Source organism: Pelagibacterium flavum, from assembly GCF_025854335.1.
GTDB lineage: Bacteria > Pseudomonadota > Alphaproteobacteria > Rhizobiales > Devosiaceae > Pelagibacterium > Pelagibacterium flavum.
Genome location: NZ_CP107716.1, coordinates 1,116,132 through 1,136,170, shown reverse-complemented (window position 1 = coordinate 1,136,170; position 20,039 = coordinate 1,116,132). Strand labels below are relative to the sequence as shown.

Annotated in this window: 16 protein-coding genes; 10 read left to right on the top strand and 6 right to left on the bottom strand. The window is 61.9% G+C overall.

Going from position 1 to position 20,039, the window contains the following annotated elements; all coding sequences use genetic code 11:
- Positions 1–10: 10 nt before the first annotated feature.
- From OF122_RS05600 to OF122_RS05590, 3 genes are read right to left on the bottom strand one after another with little or no spacing between them, the layout of a single operon-like run.
- Positions 11–1,261, bottom strand: a complete 1,251-nt coding sequence (locus OF122_RS05600; protein WP_264226825.1) for a Zn-dependent hydrolase — start codon at positions 1,259–1,261, stop codon at positions 11–13.
- Between the two features lie 27 nt (positions 1,262–1,288).
- On the bottom strand, positions 1,289–2,782 hold the full coding sequence (locus OF122_RS05595) for a CoA-acylating methylmalonate-semialdehyde dehydrogenase (protein ID WP_264226824.1): 1,494 nt from the start codon (positions 2,780–2,782) through the stop codon (positions 1,289–1,291).
- Between the two features lie 3 nt (positions 2,783–2,785).
- A complete protein-coding gene (locus OF122_RS05590; RefSeq protein ID WP_264226823.1) occupies positions 2,786–4,114 on the bottom strand; it encodes an aspartate aminotransferase family protein in 1,329 nt (442 codons plus the stop codon).
- Between the two features lie 210 nt (positions 4,115–4,324).
- On the opposite strand from OF122_RS05590, the gene OF122_RS05585 reads away from it, so the two are divergent.
- The gene (locus OF122_RS05585; RefSeq protein ID WP_264226822.1) at positions 4,325–4,969 is read left to right on the top strand and encodes a TetR family transcriptional regulator C-terminal domain-containing protein; all 645 of its coding nucleotides are present in this window, start codon (positions 4,325–4,327) and stop codon (positions 4,967–4,969) included.
- A 192-nt stretch (positions 4,970–5,161) separates the two neighbouring features.
- On the opposite strand, the gene rirA is transcribed toward OF122_RS05585, so the two are convergent.
- Positions 5,162–5,617: an iron-responsive transcriptional regulator RirA gene (gene rirA / locus OF122_RS05580; protein ID WP_264226821.1), complete on the bottom strand. Its 456-nt coding sequence runs from the start codon at positions 5,615–5,617 to the stop codon at positions 5,162–5,164.
- A gap of 219 nt (positions 5,618–5,836) precedes the next feature.
- Here rirA and OF122_RS05575 point away from each other — a divergent pair, with 219 nt between their 5' ends.
- Together OF122_RS05575 and sseA are read left to right on the top strand one after the other, a co-directional pair.
- Positions 5,837–6,778: a nucleoside hydrolase gene (locus tag OF122_RS05575; RefSeq protein WP_264226820.1), complete on the top strand. Its 942-nt coding sequence runs from the start codon at positions 5,837–5,839 to the stop codon at positions 6,776–6,778.
- 10 nt (positions 6,779–6,788) lie between these two features.
- Entirely contained in the window at positions 6,789–7,628 is an 840-nt protein-coding gene (gene sseA / locus OF122_RS05570) for a 3-mercaptopyruvate sulfurtransferase (RefSeq protein ID WP_264226819.1), read from the top strand.
- Between the two features lie 5 nt (positions 7,629–7,633).
- Here sseA and OF122_RS05565 read toward each other — a convergent pair whose 3' ends face one another.
- Positions 7,634–8,785 (bottom strand): GGDEF domain-containing protein, encoded by a 1,152-nt coding sequence (locus OF122_RS05565; RefSeq protein WP_264226818.1) that lies wholly within the window; start codon positions 8,783–8,785, stop codon positions 7,634–7,636.
- A gap of 265 nt (positions 8,786–9,050) precedes the next feature.
- On the opposite strand from OF122_RS05565, the gene OF122_RS05560 reads away from it, so the two are divergent.
- The 5 genes from OF122_RS05560 to OF122_RS05540 all read left to right on the top strand — a co-directional run bounded on the left by OF122_RS05560 (position 9,051) and on the right by OF122_RS05540 (position 13,453).
- Positions 9,051–9,818, top strand: a complete 768-nt coding sequence (locus tag OF122_RS05560; RefSeq protein WP_264226817.1) for an ABC transporter ATP-binding protein — start codon at positions 9,051–9,053, stop codon at positions 9,816–9,818.
- 68 nt (positions 9,819–9,886) lie between these two features.
- The gene (locus OF122_RS05555) at positions 9,887–10,639 is read left to right on the top strand and encodes a transporter substrate-binding domain-containing protein (RefSeq protein ID WP_264226816.1); all 753 of its coding nucleotides are present in this window, start codon (positions 9,887–9,889) and stop codon (positions 10,637–10,639) included.
- A 69-nt stretch (positions 10,640–10,708) separates the two neighbouring features.
- The gene (locus OF122_RS05550; protein WP_264226815.1) at positions 10,709–11,548 is read left to right on the top strand and encodes an ABC transporter permease; all 840 of its coding nucleotides are present in this window, start codon (positions 10,709–10,711) and stop codon (positions 11,546–11,548) included.
- Between the two features lie 3 nt (positions 11,549–11,551).
- Positions 11,552–12,310 carry an ABC transporter permease gene (locus tag OF122_RS05545; RefSeq protein WP_264226814.1) on the top strand — a complete coding sequence of 253 codons (759 nt, stop codon included), beginning with the start codon at positions 11,552–11,554 and terminating at the stop codon, positions 12,308–12,310.
- 6 nt (positions 12,311–12,316) lie between these two features.
- Complete coding sequence (locus OF122_RS05540) at positions 12,317–13,453, top strand: M14 family zinc carboxypeptidase (protein ID WP_264226813.1); 1,137 nt, start codon at positions 12,317–12,319, stop codon at positions 13,451–13,453.
- Here the strand turns inward: OF122_RS05540 and OF122_RS05535 are convergent.
- A complete protein-coding gene (locus tag OF122_RS05535) occupies positions 13,435–14,067 on the bottom strand; it encodes a trimeric intracellular cation channel family protein (RefSeq protein ID WP_264226812.1) in 633 nt (210 codons plus the stop codon). The two genes, OF122_RS05540 and OF122_RS05535, sit on opposite strands and share 19 nt — an antisense overlap.
- Before the next feature lie 127 nt (positions 14,068–14,194).
- On the opposite strand from OF122_RS05535, the gene OF122_RS05530 reads away from it, so the two are divergent.
- Positions 14,195–17,506, top strand: coding sequence for a transglutaminase family protein (locus OF122_RS05530; protein ID WP_264226811.1), 3,312 nt, complete (start codon positions 14,195–14,197; stop codon positions 17,504–17,506).
- Positions 17,507–19,909, top strand: a complete 2,403-nt coding sequence (locus tag OF122_RS05525; protein WP_264226810.1) for a circularly permuted type 2 ATP-grasp protein — start codon at positions 17,507–17,509, stop codon at positions 19,907–19,909.
- The last annotated feature ends 130 nt before the right edge of the window (positions 19,910–20,039 follow it).

Sequence of the window (20,039 nt, the reverse complement as noted above, 5' to 3'; positions counted from 1 at the left end):
TCTTTTTGAGCTAGCCGACAATCTCCGCCGTCTCAACCACCGCATGCAGCAGCACGTCGGCGCCGGCCGTCGCCCATTCCTTTGAAATGTCCTCGGCTTCGTTGTGGCTCAGGCCATCCACGCACGGGCACATGACCATGGCGGTCGGATAGATCTTGTTGATCCAGCACGCATCGTGGCCGGCGCCCGAGACGATGTCGCGGTGCGAATAGCCGAGCCGTTCGGCAGCGTTGCGGACTGCTGTGACGCAGCCTTCATCGAACGTTACGGGATCGAAATGGCCCGCCACCTCGATTTCCATGCCCAGCCCCAACTCCTCGGCGATTTTCGGCGCCTCGGTCTCGAACCGCGCCTTCATCGCATCCAGCACGTCCTGGCGCGGCGAGCGGAAATCGATGGTGAACACCACCTTGCCGGGAATGACGTTGCGCGAATTGGGATAGACATCGCAATGACCGATGGCGCCCACCGCTTCGGGCTGATGGCTCATGGCGATCTGGTGGACCAGCTCGGTCATCCGCGCCATACCGAGTCCGGCGTTCCTGCGCATCGGCATCGGGGTCGAGCCGGTGTGCGCGTCCTTGCCGGTCAGTGTCACCTGCAGCCACCACAAGCCCTGCACGTGGGTGACAACGCCGATATCCTTGCCTTCGGCTTCAAGGATCGGGCCCTGCTCGATATGAAGCTCGAAAAACGCCTTCATCTTTCGCGTACCGACCTCTTCGTCACCGACCCAGCCAATGCGCTTGAGTTCATCGCCGAATTTGAGCCCCTTGGCATCGACCCGGTCATAGGCCCAATCGAGCTCATGCACCCCTGCGAAAACGCCCGAGGCCAGCATGGCGGGCGCAAAGCGGGTGCCCTCCTCATTGGTCCAGTTGGTCACGACGATAGGATGCTTTGTCTTGATGTCGAGATCGTTGAGCGTTCGGATCAATTCCAGCCCGCCCAGCACGCCGAGCACGCCGTCATATTTCCCGCCGGTCGGCTGGGTATCGAGGTGAGACCCCACATAAACCGGCAACGCGTCGGGGTCGGTGCCCTCGCGGCGCGCAAACATGGTGCCCATCTTGTCGACGCCCATTTCAAGCCCGGCCTCATCGCACCAGCGCTTGAACAGTTCGCGCCCCTCCTTGTCGGCATCGGTCAGCGTCTGGCGGTTGTTGCCACCAGCCACGCCCGGCCCGATCTTGGCCATCTCCATAAGGGAATCCCAGAGCCTGTCGCCGTTGACCTTTAGATTGTCTCCGAGTGTCGCCATGCTCTTTGCTCCCTTCTTTTGAAATGATCAGAGGGTTGGAAATGTAAATTGTGCGCCCGACTTGATGCCGGCAGGCCAGCGCGTGGTAACGGTTTTGAGCCGCGTATAAAAATGCACGCCCTCCGGCCCGTAGATCGAATGATCCCCGAACAGGGACCGCTTCCAGCCCCCGAACGAATGATAGGCCACAGGCACCGGAATGGGGACGTTGACCCCCACCATACCAACCTCGATCCGGTCGGCAAAGTCGCGCGCCGCATCGCCGTCGCGGGTGAAGATCGCAACGCCGTTTCCGTATTCGTGCTCGTTGATCATCTTGACTGCGTCAGCATAATCGGGCGCGCGGACCACCGAAAGGACGGGACCGAAAATCTCCTCCTTGTAGATGGTCATTTCCGGCTTCACGCGATCAAACAGCGTACCGCCGACATAATATCCATCCTCATAGCCCTGCAGCTTGAACCCGCGTCCATCGACCACAAGCTCGGCGCCTTCGGCGACCCCCTTGTCGATATAGCCCACCACCTTGTCGCGATGCATCGCGGTCACCAGCGGACCCATCTCGGCGTCCTTGTCGGTCGCCGGGCCGATCTTGAGGCTTTCAACGCGCGGCTTGAGCCTTTCGATCAGCGCATCGGCTGTTTTTTCGCCCACCGGCACGGCCACCGAAATCGCCATGCAGCGCTCCCCAGCGGATCCGTACCCGGCACCCATCAGAGCATCGGCTGCCTGGTCCAGATCCGCGTCGGGGAGGATCACCATGTGGTTTTTCGCGCCGCCCAGCGCCTGCACGCGCTTCCCGGCTTTGGTGCCACGTTGATAGACATATTCGGCGATTGGCGTGGAGCCGACAAAGCTCACCGCCTTGATATCGGGATGGTCCAAAATGTGATCGACGGCTTCCTTGTCGCCATGGACGATATTGAGCACGCCCTCGGGCAGCCCGGCCTCCATGAACAAATTCCAGGCCAGCATCGGCGCCGACGGATCGCGCTCGGAGGGCTTGAGTATGAAGGTGTTGCCGCACGCGATGGCCGAAGGATACATCCACATCGGCACCATGGCCGGAAAGTTGAACGGGGTGATTCCCGCCACAACGCCCAGCGGCTGGCGATCAGCATAGGCATCGATGGCCGGGCCGACATTGCGGGTGAACGTGCCTTTCAAGAGCTCGGGGATGCCACAGGCATATTCCACGCACTCAATGCCGCGCTGCACTTCGCCCAAAGCGTCGTCATGGGTCTTGCCGTGTTCGCGCGAGATTTCCCGGGCCAGATCGGCGGCGTGTTTGTCGAGCAGTTCCTTGAACCGAAACATCACCCGCGCCCGCTTGAGCGGCGGCGTGGCGCCCCAGGCCGGCTGCGCGGCCTTTGCCGAGGCCACAGCGGCGTCGATCTCGGCATTTGTCGAAAGCGGCAACTGCGCAATCTGCTCGCCGGTCGCCGGGTTATAGACTGCCGATTTGCGGCTCGATGCCGAAACGACCAGCTTGCCGCCTATGGCGTTTTCGATGATCTGCATGACTCAATCCACCTCCCCGAGGACCGTGCGAATGGTGTCGACGATTTGGTCGATCTGTTGTTTTTCCACGATCAGCGGGGGCGAAAGCGCGATGATATCGCCCGTCGTGCGGATCAGAACGCCTTTTTCGAAGGCCTTCACGAAAGCTGAGAACGCGCGTTTTGTCGGCTCGCCGGCAATGGGCTCGAGTTCGATTGCCCCCACCAGCCCGATATTGCGCACGTCGATCACATGCGGCGCGCCCTTGAGCGAATGGAGCGCATCCTCGAAATAGGGTCCAAGTTCGGCGCCCCTGGTCAGCAAGCCTTCCTGCTTGTAGGTCTCCAGCGTCGCCAGCCCCGCCGCCGAGGCGATCGGATTGCCCGAATAGGTATAGCCGTGGAAAAATTCGATCAGGTGTTCGGGCCCGGTCATGAATGCGTCGTGGATTTTCGACGACGTGAACACCGCGCCCATGGGAATAACGCCATTGGTCAGCCCCTTGGCGGTGACCATGATGTCGGGCGTCACCCCGAAGTAATCGGCGCCGAATGGCGTTCCGAGCCGGCCATATCCGGTGATGACCTCATCGAAGATCAGCAATATGCCGTGCTTGTCGCAGATTTCGCGCAGGCGCTTGAGATAACCCGGTGGCGGGATCAGAACCCCCGTAGACCCCGCCACCGGCTCAACGATCACCGCGGCGATCGTCGAAGCATCGTGGAGCGTGACGATGCGCTCCAGTTCCTCGGCCAGTTCCACCCCATGCTGCGGCTCACCGCGCGAAAAGGCGTTCTTTGCCGGTAAATGGGTGTGCGGCAGATGATCGACGCCGGTCAGAAGCGTTCCGAACATCTTGCGGTTGGCGACGATCCCGCCCACCGAAATGCCGCCGAAATTGACCCCGTGATAGCCGCGCTCCCGCCCGATCAGCCGGGTGCGTGAGCCCTGACCGATGGTCTTCTGGTAAGCCAGCGCCACCTTGAGCGCCGTTTCCACCGATTCGGACCCCGAATTGGTGAACAGCACGTGGTCGAGCCCGTCGGGCGCCAGATCGACCAGCCTGTTGGCAAGCTCGAACGCCTTGGGATGGCCCATCTGGAAGGCCGGAGCGTAATCGAGTTCGGCTGCCTGATTGGCGATAGCTTCGGTGATCAGCGGTCGACAGTGACCGGCATTGACGCACCACAGACCCGCGGTGCCATCGAGCACGTCCCGCCCATCAGCGGTTCTATAGTGCATGTCCTTGGCGCCCACGAACATGCGTGGGCTCTTCTTGAACTGCCGGTTGGCCGTGAATGGCATCCAGAAAGCATTGAGATCATTGGGGATGGACGGAGCGCCCTGCGACATGAATATTCCCTCTCCGGCGTTTCCCGATTGTTTCGGGCGGCCGGTTGTTGATTTCGGTCAGAATTTTTTTGACCGATTGGAAAAATTCTAGCACTCTCAATGCAAGGTTCAAGGGGTATAATTCTCATGCCCGCTCCGGGTCACGGAAACGGCCCCGAACCGGTTCAGGATTCCGGCTCCGGGATTCTTTATGGGAGGCAGCAGCCGAAAATGACCACCGAAGCAGAGACGCCGAGACCGGCAACCCGGATCCAGCGCGAAAAGCAGGAAGTCATCCTGGAAGCCGCGCTCGACGTCTTTTCCCAGTTCGGTTTCCGCGGCTCGACCATCGACCAGATCGCCGAAGCGGCAGGGATGAGCAAGCCCAATCTGCTCTATTATTTCAAATCCAAGGAAGATATCCATGCCCCGCTTCTGGCGCGTATTCTCGATACCTGGCTCGAGCCCTTGCGGGAAATGGACCCCGACGGCGACCCTCTGCCCGAGATCCAGTCCTATATCCGCCGCAAGCTGGAGATGAGCCGCGATTTTCCCCGTGAAAGCCGTCTGTTCGCCAATGAAATGCTGCGCGGCGCGCCGGGTTTTTACGAGATCCTGCACACCGATCTCAAAGACCTGGTCGACGAAAAGGTCAAGATCATCAAGGGCTGGATGGCCGAGGGCAAGATCGCCAAGGCGGACCCTTATCACCTGATCTTCTCGATCTGGGCCACCACCCAGCATTACGCCGATTTCGACATTCAGGTGAAGGCCGTCCTCGGCCGTGAACGCGGCGGCGAGGGGCGATTCGAGGATGCCGCGCGTTTCCTCGACCAGTTGTTCCTGCACGGCCTGACGCCGCAGAACAAACGCTGAGCCGCGATCGGCAACCACGCCCGCGCTGAGACGAAAAAGACCCTGTACACGGCTTTGGCGCTCCGTATACAGGGTCAAGGGGCAGGCCTCACTCCTGCAGGACCGTGTCTATCCCATCAAAACATGACTGTAAAGATCATATTTTAAGCCCTGCGAAATTTTTCGCCGAGAATCAGAATCCGTTGGGGAAGGCTAGTTCAGCTCCAGGCCCAGCATCTCGATACCCAGACGCGAGCGCATGGCACGGCGCTTGTCGGTGAGATCGGCGATCGTGTAGGAGCGCAAAACCGCAAAGAACGCCTCGAGCGCTTCGTGCAGGGCGACATTGAGCTCGCATCCGCCGACCAGCGGACAACTGGTTTCTCCGCCTTCGAAACATTCCGCCAGCGCAAAATTTTCTTCGGTCAGCGAAATGACGTCGAGCAGGGTGATTTCCGCTGCGGGACGCGCAAGGCGGACGCCGCCATGACGGCCCCGCACCGTCTCCAGAATGTCGTTTTCCACAAGCGGCTTGATCAGCTTGAACAGGAACAACTCCGAAATCCCGTAAGCCTTGGCGATATCGGCCACGCGCGAAAGATCGGGCGCGTTGATGGCGCAATACATCAGCGTCCGAACGGCATAGCTTGTCTGGCGGGTCAGTCTCATGGGGCATGCCCTGTCATTGAAAGCGCCAAAGCGCCGGAGAATCTAGAACAGAACGCACAATATCGCTTCATGCGCTGCCGTCAAAGATTATAACAATTCTAAACTATGTCAAGAAAAGCTGACTGTACATTTCATGTTTTAACGCCGCACCACGCCCCTTCCCTTTTCCCGCGCCATGACTAGGATCGCGCCGCAAACGACACGACCTGGAGGCTCACCTTGGCACGCAAGATCATCATCGACACCGACCCCGGCCAGGACGACGCCGTCGCCATCCTTTTGGCATTGGCCAGCCCCGAGGAGATCGAAACGCTCGGCATCGTGGCCGTGGCCGGCAATGTGGGTCTTGCCCAGAACGCCAAGAACGCCCTCAAGGTGGTTGAACTCTCCGGACGCCGCGATGTTCCGGTCTATGCCGGATGCGCCCGCCCCCTCATGCGCGAGTTGGTTACCGCCGAGCACGTCCACGGTCAGACCGGGCTGGACGGCCCCGACCTGCCCGAGCCCAAACTGCGCCTCGAGGCCAAGCACGGCGTCGATTTCATCATCGACACGATTCGGCGCGAGCCGGAAAAAACGGTCACGCTTTGTGCGCTCGGCCCGCTGACCAATCTCGCCATGGCGTTGGTCAAAGCCCCCGACATCGCCGCCCGCATCCAGGAAATCGTCCTGATGGGTGGTGCCTATTTCGAGGTCGGCAACATCACCCCGGCCGCTGAATTCAATATCTATGTCGATCCCGAAGCCGCCCAGACCGTGCTCAAATGCGGCGCACCAATCACCATGATGCCGCTCGATGTCACCCATCAGATGATCGGCACCCCCGAGCGCGTCGAAGCGTTCCGGGCCATCAGCAACCGCTCGGGCGAGGCGGTTGCTGCAATGCTGGGCTTTTCCGAGCGCTTCGATCTTGAAAAATACGGCTGGCCCGGCGCCCCACTCCACGATCCCTGCGTCACCGCCTACATGATCGCACCCGAGATTTTCAAGGGCCGGCTGTGCAATGTCGAAATCGAATGCGCCAGCCCTTTGACACGCGGCATGACGGTCGCCGATTACTGGCACGTCACCGACCGCCCGCGCAACGCGACGTTCATCCGTTCAGGCGATTCCGATGCGTTCTACGCGCTTCTGACAGACCGCATCGCGCGCCTGCCCTAAGGAGAAATCCATGTCCCGTTTCGTCACCACACAATGGTTGGCCGACCATCTCGATGATCCCGATGTCCAGGTGATCGATGCCTCCTGGCACATGCCCAATTCCGGGCGTAACGCGCACGCTGAATATCTCGCCGGTCACATCCCCGGCGCAGTCTTTTTCGATCTCGACAAAAACGCCGACCTCTCATCGGGCCTGCCCCACATGCTGCCGGATGCCGAGACCTTTTCCGCAATGGCCGGCGCGCTGGGCATCGCTTCGGACAAAGTCCTTGTCGTTTACGACGAAGCGGGGCTTTTTTCGGCCCCGCGCGCCTGGTGGACCTTCACGGTCATGGGCGCGCGCGAGGTCAAAATTCTCGCGGGCGGCGGGCCGAGATGGCGAGCCGAAAATCGCCCGCTCGAAACCGGCGATTCGGTCGCGCCGCCGGCAGCATTCGATGCGAAATTCGACAGCGGTGCCGTCGCCGGCTTCGATGAGGTTCTGGCCGCCAGCCAGGCGGGCCACCAGATTCTCGACGCCCGCGGCGCGGCCCGCTTTACAGGCGACACGCCCGAGCCGCGCGCCGGGCTCAGATCGGGCCATATCCCGCAGAGCCGTAACCTGCCCTTTGACGCGCTCATTGCCGATGGCGCGCTCAAGCCGGACGCTGAACTGGAAAAAGCCATCCGCGCCGCCGGTATCGATCCGGCAAGGCCGGTCATCACCTCATGCGGATCGGGCGTGACCGCCGCGGTTCTGGCCCTGGCGCTCGACACCATCGGCGCCGAAAAGGTCGCGCTGTATGACGGCTCATGGACCGAATGGGGCGGACGCGACGATGCGCCGGTCGAAACAGGCCCGGCGCGATAGGGTCATCAAGCCGCTGAAGAAGCCGTTTGCGACACGCGGTTGCGCCCCGAGCGCTTTGAGAGATAGAGCGCATTGTCCGCCTTGCGGATCAGCGTATCGAGGCTCAGCCCGGGCTTTTCGGCCATCGCAACGCCGGCGCTGACCGTACAGATCACCGGCTGGTTGTCCATGGTATGGATCATCCGGCCCATTATGCTGCGGATGCGTTCGGCCAGTGCCAGTGCATGGGTGGCCGAGCTTTGCGGCAGCACCAGAACGAATTCCTCGCCGCCCAGCCGCACGGCCATATCCTCCGCGCGGCAGTTTTCCTCCACCATGCGCGCGAAACTGCGCAACACTGTATCGCCGAACGCATGGCCATGCCGGTCGTTGAGCCCCTTGAAATCGTCGAGGTCGAAAACGATCAGTCCGGCCCCCTGCGGCACAAGACCATCGGGAAATCTCTCGAAAAGCGCCCGTCGGTTGTTCAACCCGGTCAGGGGATCGATCAATGATGCATCGCGATGCCTGCGGCTGATGCGCTCCTGATGCACCGTGACGAACAGCCCGCCGATCCCGGTAAGCGCGATCACTGAAACCATCAGATTAAGGGCTTCGGCCCAGTTGTCGGGCACTCGGCCATCGAGATAGAGCGGCGTTTCCGCGGCGACGACGATCACGCAAAACACATAGGAAAGTGTCAGCATCCAGTGCAATGCGGCAATAGCCGTGATCGGACCGGGAGATTCCGCCCGTGCCGTCCAGTACTGATAGCCGCAGAACCCCAGGAGCAACGCGCTCATCGCGTTGATGAAAACAAAGCTCAGCCCGTCAAATCCAAAAGCGCCGCTCACAATGATCGGTGCGGCGCTGACGACGGCCAGAACAACAACCGGTCCACTTGCAAACCGTCCGGTGCTGAACTGGGTAAATCCACCGTAACTGATCGCAAAGGCTGTGGTGAGCAACACGCCGGCAAGCATGGAATGCAGCACGTTGACGGTGCTGTGGAAAACCGAAAAGGCGACGATCGCTGCGATGATGATGGCGATACACAGCGCCCAGGTGAGAAGGAATGTCGACCCACGCTCGCGCAGCCACGAACTCATCAGCGTGAAACAAAGCGCAATCCCCGCTGCGCCTGAGGCCATCAGAAGCGAATTGTAGTCGAAACCCATGGTGCCGGCGAATCTCGTTTGCGTCCCGCCGGACCTTAGCACCGGCCAAGTTGACAGCGGAAATCAACTTGGCGGACTGGTATTCAAACGGTTATCGCCCCGCGCGTAGTTTTTACCGTTTGGTCGAAAAAGCGACACGAGATTGTCGTTTTCGCTTTTGTATCGCGGCGCTTTCTGGTTTCCTGTTTGTGTGGGCGGCCCCCATCGGGGTAATGGGGAACTGCAGCGGGCTCGGCAAAACCAACAAGGGGTAAACCCGTACCGAATGACGCAAATTCTGGAGATCACGGACCTCCACAAGTCCTTTGGCAGTCTTGAAGTTCTCAAGGGCGTTTCGCTTGGTGCCATGGGCGGCGACGTGGTCTCGCTCATCGGGTCGTCAGGTTCGGGAAAGTCCACCCTTTTGCGCTGCATCAACATGCTCGAAATCCCCAACCGGGGAGACGTGACCATCGATGGCGAGCACGTGTCGCTTTCGGCCGAAGGTCCCGACCGTCACCCCACCGACGCATCTCAATTGCGCCGTATCCGCTCCAAGCTCGGCATGGTGTTCCAGTCATTCAATCTCTGGTCGCACATGACGATCCTCGAAAACGTCATGGAAGCACCGCTCCTCGTTCAAAAGCGTAACAGGGAAGAAGTGCGCGAACAGGCGCTTGCCCTGCTCGACAAGGTGGGCATCGCGGCCAAGGCCGAAGCCTTTCCCGCCCAGCTGTCGGGCGGCCAGCAGCAGCGTGCCGCCATTGCGCGCGCGCTCTGCATCAATCCCACACTCATGTTGTTCGACGAGCCCACTTCGGCGCTCGATCCGGAACTCGAAGTCGAGGTGCTGGGCGTCATAAAGATGCTGGCCGATGAAGGCCGCACCATGATCCTTGTCACCCACGACATGAAATTTGCGCGCGAAGTCTCCGACAAGGTCGTCTTCCTCCATCTGGGCAAGATCGAGGAACAGGGCACAGTCGATGAAGTCTTCGGCGCCACCAAATCCGACCGGCTGCGCCAGTTCCTGAGCGCCGCGGGTCACGCCTGACCGGGGCGGCAACCATCATGCAAAAAGGGACCCGGTCGCCTCACCAACCAACAAAGGGAACTCGACATATGAAAAAGGTGATACTCGCGGCTGCCGCTCTGGCAGCACTTTCAACAGCCGCCAACGCCCAGGAAACCCTGCGGATTGGCACCGAGGGTGCATACGCGCCCTGGAATTTCGTCAACGACGCCGGCGAGCTGGCCGGATTTGAAATCGACCTGGGCAACGCCATCTGCGAACACACGGGCATGACCTGCGAATTCGTGCAGAGCGAATGGGACCCCATCATCCCCAACCTCGTCGCGGGCAACTATGATGTCATCATGGCCGGCATGTCGATTACCGACGAGCGGCTTGAGACCATCAATTTCACCCAGGACTATTTCCCGCCCGATCCCTCCAACTACATCGCCGCAACCGGTGCGGGCATCGATATCGAAAGCCCCTCGGGTCTGCGCATCGGCGTTCAGGGCAACACCATCCAGGCAGCCTATGCCGAGGAAAACTTTGCCGCCGATAACACCATCGTCTCGTTTGCCACCTTCGATCAGTCGATCGCCGATCTGGCCGCCGGCAATGTCGATGTGGTCCTCGCTGACGGCTCCTCGCTCGATCCGGTCGTCGCCAATTCCGGCGGCGCGCTGGAAATGTTCGGCCCCGATGTCATGATCGGCGGCGGCGTCGGCGGTGGTGTGCGCAAGGAAGATACCGAGCTGCTCGCAACGCTTGACGAAGCCCTCACGGCGCTCAAGGCCGATGGCACCGTCGATGCGCTGATCGCCGAATGGTTCGACGGCGCGGGTCCGTTCTACACGGAATAATCGCAAACCTGTGCCCGGCGGGCGTCCGACTGGGACATTCGCCGGGCATCTCACGCAAGGGGCACGCGCGTGGACGCTGACGCCTTCTGGCTTTTCGATCTGGTGGGCGAAGATATCGCCTTCTGGCTCAGCTATCTGACAAACGGCAAGCATCTCAACTGGTACGCCAGTTTCCGCTTCACCATCATGGCAGCCATCTTCGGCGGCTGCCTTGCGCTTGTGTTCGGCCTGCTGGGCGCCGCCGCAAAGGCCTCACGCTTTGCGCCGCTCAGGGCCATAGGCACCGTCTATGTCAGCATGGTGCGCGGTGTTCCCGATGTACTGTTCTTTCTGTTCTTCCCGCTGGCCTTCGAGCAAGGGGTCGAGTGGGTGTGGTCGATGCAGGTCTGCACGCCCGATTCCATCGCAGCCAACCAGGCGAACTGGCCGCCCTGCCGCGAGGCCAACTGGCTGCTCTCGACCTATGAATATCTGATCCTTGCCTGCGTATCGCTGGGCATCATTTTCGGCGCGTTCACCGCCAACGTCATCCACGGCGCCATGCGCGCCGTTCCGCAGGGCCAGCTCGAAGCCGCCCGCGCCTACGGCATGAGCGATTTTCAGGTGTTAACGCGCATCCATATCCGCCAGATGTGGGTCTATGCCCTGCCCGGCCTTTCCAATGTCTGGCTGCTGCTCATCAAGGCCACGTCGCTGCTCTCCCTGCTCCAGATCGCCGATATCGTCTGGTGGGCGGGCCAATTGGGTTCACCCAACTTCCTGCCCCAGGCCGGTCTTGTGCATGGCGACTGGCGCTGGGCCTATTTCATTGCGCTGTTTGTCTTCTACATCCTCGTCACGCTGCTTTCGGAAAAGGGCTTTTCCAGGCTCACCATCTGGGCGCGGCGCGGCATGCCGGTGGAGGGCTAGGCGATGGAATTGATCCACAAGATCTTCGCCGAGATCCCGCTTTACGCCCAGCCGGCGCTGTTCAACATCTATTTCGCGGCCGCCTCGCTACCGATAGGCTTTGTCTTTGCCGTACTGCTCGCGCTCGGCAAGAACTCGAAAAATGCCATCATCCGGCGCTTGTGCTCGGCCTATATCTATGCCTTCCGCGGCTCGCCGCTGTTTATCCAGTTCTTCATGTTCTATTCCATCATGCTGGCGCTCAACCCCGTCTGGTGGCGCCCTTGGGGCATCGCCTGGCTGATGATGAATCCGTTGTTCATCGGCCCGCTGGCCCTGGTGATGAACACCGCCGCCTACAGTGCCGAGATCCTCTACGGCGCCCTGCGCACAGTCCCGAAAGGAGAGCTGGAGGCAGCCCGCGCCTTCGGAATGACACCCTTTCAGGTGTTCCGAACCGTCACCTGGCCCAACACAATTCGCGTTGCCTGGCCCGCCTATACCAATGAAGTGGTGTTCCTGTTCCACTCTACGGCGCTGGTCTATTTCACCCTGCCAGTCATCAACGCCCAGCGCGACATCCTCAACACCGCGCAGAACCTGTTCGAGCGCGACTTCAACGCCTTCCTTCACTTTTCCATCGCAGCGCTGTGGTTTCTTGCCATCACCATGGTGATTTTCTTTGTCTTCGGGCGCGTTTATGAACGCATGATGCGCCACATGCCCAAAGAGCGCACGACATCCCGCCCGCGCCTGCGTTTCGGCCCCAAATATATCCGGTAGTTCCTTATGGCCTTTGACCGCATCACCCACACCATCGACGCCGATGCTCCCGGCACGACGACCCAATTGACGCTGTTCAAGGTCGGTCCCGCCGACGCGGCGACCAAAATCTACATGCAGGCCGCACTCCATGCCGACGAACAGCCCGGCATCATGGCGCTGCACCACCTGCTGCCGCTGCTCAAATCCGCCGACGAAAAGGGTGAACTCAGCGCCCGCTTCACCATCTTCCCCATGGTCAACCCGTTCGGCATGGGCCAGCGTGTGTTCGAAGATCATGTGGGCCGTTATGATTTCCGCTCGGGCACCAATTTCAACCGCCGCTGGCCCGACCTCTTTGCCGCCGTGGATACCGAAATCGCATCGAAACTCACCAATGACGCCGCTGCCAATGTCGCGATAATCCGCCAGGCCGTGCGCGACTGGCTCGATGCCCAGCGCCCGACCACGGCCATGCAGAAGCTGCGGCATCTGGTGATGACCGAAGCCTATGACGCCGATTATGTCCTCGATCTCCATTGCGACAACGAGGCGCTGGTCCATCTGTTTGTCACCCCCGATTCCATGGCCGAACTGGGCGCATTGGCCGACCATATGGGCTCGGTTGCTCAACTGACCGCCGAAGATTCGGGTGGCGGCTCGTTCGATGAAGTCTGGCCCTCGCTCTGGACGCGGCTGCGCCAGGCGTACCCTGATAAGCCCATTCCCTTTTCCGCTCGTGCCGCAACGCTCGAATATCGCGGCCAGCCCGATGTGTTCGACCACATCGGCAAGGATGACGCTGCCCGGCTCTACGCCTTTTTTCAGGCCAAGGGCTTTGCGTCCGGCACACCGCCCGAGATCGAACCGGCCCCCGCGCCGACGCCCTTGACCGCCACCGAAATGCTGCGTGTCGATAAGGCCGGGCTTCTCGCCTACCGCGTGGAATTGGGCGATCACGTCGAAAAAGGCCAGCCCATCGCCGATCTCATCGCCCTTGACGGCCCCGGCGCCTTCACCGAGCGCACACCGGTCCTTGCCGGCACCTCGGGCCGGGTCATATCGCGCAACGTCGCCAAATTCGTCGTGCCGGGCAATTCGATCGCCAAGATCGTCGGCACCGAGCCACTGGCCAGCCGACAGGGCTACCTCTTGGAGGACTGATCGCGTACCGGCACGTAAACGAAGCGCGGCATTTCGATCTTGAAAACGATGGCCAGGGTCCGCAGGGCAAAGCCCACCGCCATGGCCGTTATCGTCGTCACCTCAACGGGCAATCCGGCCTGTATGCCGAAAAAGAACACGCAGGCGGTAATGGCGGACACCGTCGCGTAGAGTTCACCGGAAAACAGCAGCGGCACGTCGTTGCACAACACGTCGCGCAGCACACCGCCCACGCACCCGGTAATCATCCCCGCCACGATGACGATCAGCACCGGCTGGCCCATTTCCATGGCCACCATGCAGCCCGAAATAGTGAACACCACGAGCCCCACGGCGTCGAGCAGCAAAAAGATCAGCTTGAGCCGTTCCATGATCCGCGCCACCGCGATGGTGAACAGCGCCGCCGCCGTGGTGACCATCAGATAGGCGGGCTGATCGACCCACAACAGAGGGTAGTGGCCAAGCAGCAGATCCCGCGCCGTGCCCCCGCCCAGCGCCGTCACGCACCCCAGAACGCACACCCCGAACCAGTCCATGTTGCGCCGCCCCGCCGCCAATGCGGCGGACATCGATTCAGCGGCCAGCGCAATGACGAAAACCGTGTGCAGCAGCATGGAGCCCTCCTTGTGCGTCTCCCCCGACCATGACGACTAACGCATTGCCGGTAAAGCGCGATTGCGGAAGCGTCCGCTTTACCGCTATCGTTGCTGCGCGAGCGTGGGAACAATCAGGAGTCTGCCTATGGCGATCAAGGCCGCGATCTATCACCTCACGCATTACAAATACGACCGACCCGTCACCCTCGGCCCGCAGATCATCCGGCTCCAGCCCGCCCCCCATTCGCGCACCAAGGTGCTCAGCCATTCGCTCAAGGTCGGCCCGTCCAACCATTTCGTGAATATCCAGCAGGACCCCTACGGCAACTTCCAGGCGCGCTATGTCTTTCCCGAGCCGGTGACCGAGCTCAAGATCGAAGTCGATCTGATCGCCGACATGACGGTTTACAACCCGTTCGACTTTTTCGTGGAGCCCGAGGCCGATACCTGGCCGTTTACCTATCCCGAAGCGATAGCGCCCGATCTTGAGATCTACAGAAAGCCCGACCCAAGCTTTGGCCCGCTGTTCAAGGATCTGCTGGCGTCAATCGACCCGACGCCCAAGAACACGGTCGATTTCGTGGTCGAACTCAACGCCCGGCTGCAGCGTGAAATCGGCTATATCGTTCGGCTCGAACCGGGCGTGCAGACGCCCGAAGAAACGCTGGAAAAGGCGAAGGGGAGCTGCCGTGACACCGGCTGGCTGCTGGTCAACACCTTGAGACATCTGGGCTTTGCGGCGCGGTTTGTTTCTGGCTACCTCATTCAGCTAAAGCCTGATTTGAAGGCCCTCGACGGTCCCTCCGGCACCGAAAACGACTTCACCGACCTCCATGCCTGGTGCGAGGTGTATCTGCCCGGCGCCGGCTGGGTGGGGCTCGATCCGACCTCGGGCTTGCTGACCGGGGAGAGCCATATCCCGCTCGCCGCAACCCCCCATTATGCCAATGCCGCCCCGATTTCGGGGATGGCAAGCTTTGCCAATGTCGAATTCGACTTCGACATGAAGGTCACCCGTGTGGCCGAGCATCCGCGCATCACCAAGCCATTTTCGGACCAGTCCTGGATGGATCTGAGCTCCCTGGGCCGCAAGATCGATCAGGATCTGGCAAGCAATGACGTTCGCTTGACGATGGGGGGCGAACCGACCTTCGTTTCCATCGACGACTTCGAATCCGGCGAGTGGAACGCCGACGCCGTGGGGCCCACAAAGCGCGAAAAAGCCGACATCCTGATCCGCCGCCTCCAGCAGCGCTTCGCGCCCGGCGGGTTCCTCCATTACGGTCAGGGCAAATGGTATCCGGGCGAGACCTTGCCGCGCTGGACCTTCTCGCTCTATTGGCGCAAGGACGGCGAGCCGGTCTGGAAAAATCCCGATCTGATCGCCCACGAGACATCGGACAAGACCCCGAGCCCCGATCAGGCCAAAGCCTATCTCATCGAATTTGCCATCGCACTGGGCCTTGACGGCTCGACCATCCAGCCAGCTTTTGAAGACCCCGCCGACTGGATCTTAAAGGAAGGCAATCTTCCCGAGAACGTCGATCCGACAAATCCCAAACTCAAAGACCCCGAAGAGCGCATGCGCATGACCCGGGTCTTCGAGCGCGGACTGACCGAACCGACCGGCTTCGTGCTGCCGGTCCAGAAATGGAACGCGCCGGCCCAGCCCTCGCGCTGGCTGACCGAAGTGTGGAAGACGCGGCGCGGCAAGCTGTTTCTGGTGGCCGGGGATTCACCCGTCGGCTATCGCCTGCCGCTCGGCACGCTGCCCCATATTCCCGAGAGCGATTACCCTCATATCGTTCCCGAAGACCCCACGATCCCGCGCAAGGATCTGCCGCCGCGCGACGAACTGCCGGTTGCGAGCCTGGTCGCTGACGACACCATTGCCCAGACCCGGGTCGAACAGGAAATCACCCATATCGAAGGCAAGGTACGCACCGCGCTCTCGGTCGAACCGCGCGATGGCCGCCTGACCGTCTTCATGCCGCCCACCGAAAAGCTCGAGGACTATCTCGAACTGATCGCCGCCGCCGAAACGGCCGCGGAAAAACTCGGGCTTGCGGTCCACATCGAGGGCTACGCGCCGCCGCATGACCCGCGCCTCAATGTGATCCGCGTGGCACCCGATCCCGGCGTCATCGAGGTCAATGTCCACCCGGCCGCCAATTGGGACGAATGCGTCTCGATCACCGAGGCGGTCTATGAAGAAGCGCGGCTCGCCCGGCTGGGCGCCGACAAGTTCATGATCGACGGCAAGCACACGGGCACCGGCGGCGGCAATCACGTGGTTGTCGGCGGCGCGACGCCCAATGACAGCCCCTTCCTGCGCCGCCCCGACCTGCTCAAATCGCTGATCCTGCACTGGCAGCGCCACCCTTCCCTGTCCTATCTGTTTTCCGGCCTTTTCATCGGCCCCACCTCCCAGGCTCCGCGCTTTGATGAGGCACGGCACGACAGCCTTTACGAACTCGAAATCGCCATGGCCCAAGTGCCCGCCCCCGGCGAGGGCGATGCGCCCCGGCCCTGGCTGGTGGACCGGCTGTTCCGCAATCTTCTGGTCGATGTGACCGGCAACACGCACCGCTCGGAAATCTGCATCGACAAGCTCTATTCCCCCGACGGGCCGACCGGACGGCTGGGCCTTGTCGAATTCCGCGGCTTCGAGATGCCACCCAATGCTAGGATGAGCCTTGCCCAGCAATTACTGGTCCGCGCGCTGATCGTGCGGTTCTGGAAAGACCCCATCAAGGGCAAGCTGGTCCGCTGGGGCACGCGGCTGCACGACCGATTCATGCTGCCCCATTACGTCTGGGCCGATTTTCTCGACGTGCTCGATGACCTGCGCCAGCACGGCTATGATTTCAAACCCGAATGGTTTGAAGCCCAGCTCGAATTCCGCTTCCCCTTCTGCGGCGAAGTGATGGCTGCGGGCCACACGCTCGAAATCCGCCAGGCGCTCGAACCCTGGCACGTGATGGGCGAAACCGGCGCCATCGGCGGCACTGTACGCTATGTGGATTCCTCGCTCGAGCGGCTGCAGGTCAAGCTGACCGGTCCCGAGCCCGAACGCTACACGGTGGCCTGCAACCGCCGGCCGGTTCCGTTGACAAAGACCGATCTGTCAGGCGTTTCGGTGGCGGGGGTGCGCTACAAGGCCTGGCAACCCGCCTCGGGCCTCCATCCCGAACTCCCGGTCAACACGCCCCTGGTGTTCGACATCTATGATACTTGGACCGGTCGCGCCGTGGGCGGGTGCATCTACCACGTGGCCCATCCGGCGGGTCGGAACTATGAGACCTTTCCTGTGAATGCCAACGAGGCCGAAGCAAGACGGCTTGCGCGATTCATACCCAATGGACATAGTGCCGGTTCTTACGATTTGCCGGCCGAAGCGCCCACGCCCGAGTTTCCTCTGACGCTGGACCTGAGGCGACCTCACCAGTGGCTTTAGATGGACCTTTCTCCCAAGCGCGCCAGGGCACAAAAGATGCCTGAACTGATCGGCGCCTACCGCCCGATCTCGGGCGTGCCCGACGAAATGGTCGCGCCCGACGGCACGGTCAAACCCGGCTGGCTCAAATTCATGTCGGCGCTGGACGCGCTGGGCGCCGAGGAACTGACCAGCCGCTTCCAGCACGCCGACCAGTATCTGCGCGACGCGGGCGTCTTCTACCGCATGTATGACGGGCTCGAACAGGGCGAGCGCGACTGGCCGCTGGCCCATATCCCGCTGCTGATCGCCGAGGACGAATGGCGCGGCATCGAAGCCGGGCTCGCCCAGCGCGCCGACCTGCTCGAAACGGTGATTGCCGACATCTATGGCAACAACACCCTGGTCCGCGAGGGCCTGTTGCCGCCCGAACTGATCGCCGGCAACCCCGAATTCTTGCGCCCCATAGTCGGCATCGCGCCCACGAGCGGCCATCACCTCCATTTCTGCGCCTTCGAGTTGGGCCGCGGCCCCGATGGGCGCTGGTGGGTGCTGGGCGATCGAACGCAAGCGCCTTCGGGGGCGGGGTTCGCACTGGAAAACCGCGTGGCAACTACCCGCGCGCTGGCTGACATCTATGCCGATCTCAACGTCCACCGGCTGGCCGGCTTTTTCCGCGATTTCCGCAATTCGCTGACCGACATGGGCGGCGAGGGCGCGGGCCGCGTGGCGATCCTCACCCCCGGCCCTCTCAACGAAACCTATTTCGAGCACGCCTATATCGCGCGCTATCTGGGGTTCCTGCTGGTGCAGGGCGAAGACCTTGTGGTCGTCGATGGCCAGGTCATGGTGCGCACCGTCTCCGGGCTCAAACCGATTTCCGTTCTCTGGCGGCGGCTCGATGGCGATTTCACCGACCCGCTCGAATTGCGCCAGGACAGCCAGATCGGAACGCCCGGCCTTGCCGAAGCGGTGCGGCGCGGCTCGGTGGGCTTTGTCAATTCCCTTGGGGCCGGCATTCTGGAAACCCGTGCGCTCGGCGCCTTCCTGCCGGCCATCGCCAGATCGCGCCTCGGCTCCGATCTTGCCCTGCCCAACATCGCCACATGGTGGTGTGGCGGCGAGGCAGCCCGCGCCTATGTGCGCGACAATTTCGATTCCCTTCTGGTCGGCCCGGCGCTCTCCACTCTGCTGTCCATCGACGATGACGGCGGCACCGCGGCCATTGCCGACCTCGACCCCGATGCGCGCAAAGAGCTTCTGGCAAAGATCGAGGCCGACCCCAAAGCCTTTGCGGCGCAGGAGGCGGTCAAGCTCTCCACGGCTCCCGTCTATGTCGGCGGCGCGCTCGAGCCGCGTCCCATAACGCTGCGCGTCTATGCGGCCCGCACGGCAGAGGGCTGGTCGATCATGCCTGGCGGCTTTGCCCGCGTCGGCTATGCGCTCGACACGGCAGCCATCGCCATGCAGCGCGGCGGACAGGCCGCCGATGTGTGGGTGGTGAGCGAAAGCGAAGTCGAGCAGGTGACCCTGCTTGCCAAATCCAACACCCCGATCGAACGAAATCCCTCGGGCAATCTGCCCTCGCGGGCCGGGGACAATCTGATCTGGCTGGGGCGCTATGCCGAGCGTTGCGAGGCGAGCGTGCGCATCCTGCGCGCCTACCATCTGCGCCTTGCCGAACTGGGCCGCGAAGATAACCCGCTCCTGCTCGCAACCCGCGATTATCTCGAACCGCTCGGCATCGACGCGACCGAAGCGGTTCCAGTCGGGCTTCTGGCCATCATTGATGGCGCGGTGCGCTCGGCCAGCCAGATCCGCGACCGCTTTTCGCCCGATGGCTGGCTGGCGCTGACCGACCTGCAAAAAACCGCCAAGCGGTTCGGGCGCACCATAAAACCCGGCGACGACGCCACCCGCGCCATGACCGTGCTGCTGCGCAAGCTGGCCGGCTTTTCCGGCCTCGTGCATGAAAACATGTACCGCTTTGCCGGCTGGCGCTTTCTTGAAATCGGCCGCCGGCTCGAACGCGGCATCCAGATCGCCGAGATCGCCACGTGGCTGTGCGCCCCCGACGCGCCGGACGGGGCCACTGAAATGCTGCTCGAAATCGGCGACAGCGTAATGACCCACCGCCGCCGCTACGGCTATGGCTACGGCAATCTGGGCGCCGTCGAACTGCTGATCTCCGATCCGCTCAATCCGCGTTCGGTGATGTTCCAATTGACCGAACTGCTCGAACAGCTCAAGGAGCTGCCCGGCGGCCATGTCGACGGCCAGCTTTCCGCCGCCGCCAAGGCCGCGCTCAAACTCCAGACCGAACTGGCCGTCATCGACGCCGCCGACGTGAACCCCGACATGCTGATCGGAGTCGGCAACGGGCTGGCCAACATCTCCAACCTGATCTCGGAGATGTATTTCTGATGTTTCGCATTGGCGCACCCTCCTCCCCAGCCGTCATCCTGGCCTTGAGCCGGGATCCAGTAAACGGCAGCGCCCGCGGATCGTTTGCGGGGCCCGAGCGAACCGGATCCCGCCTCAAGGCCGGGGTGAG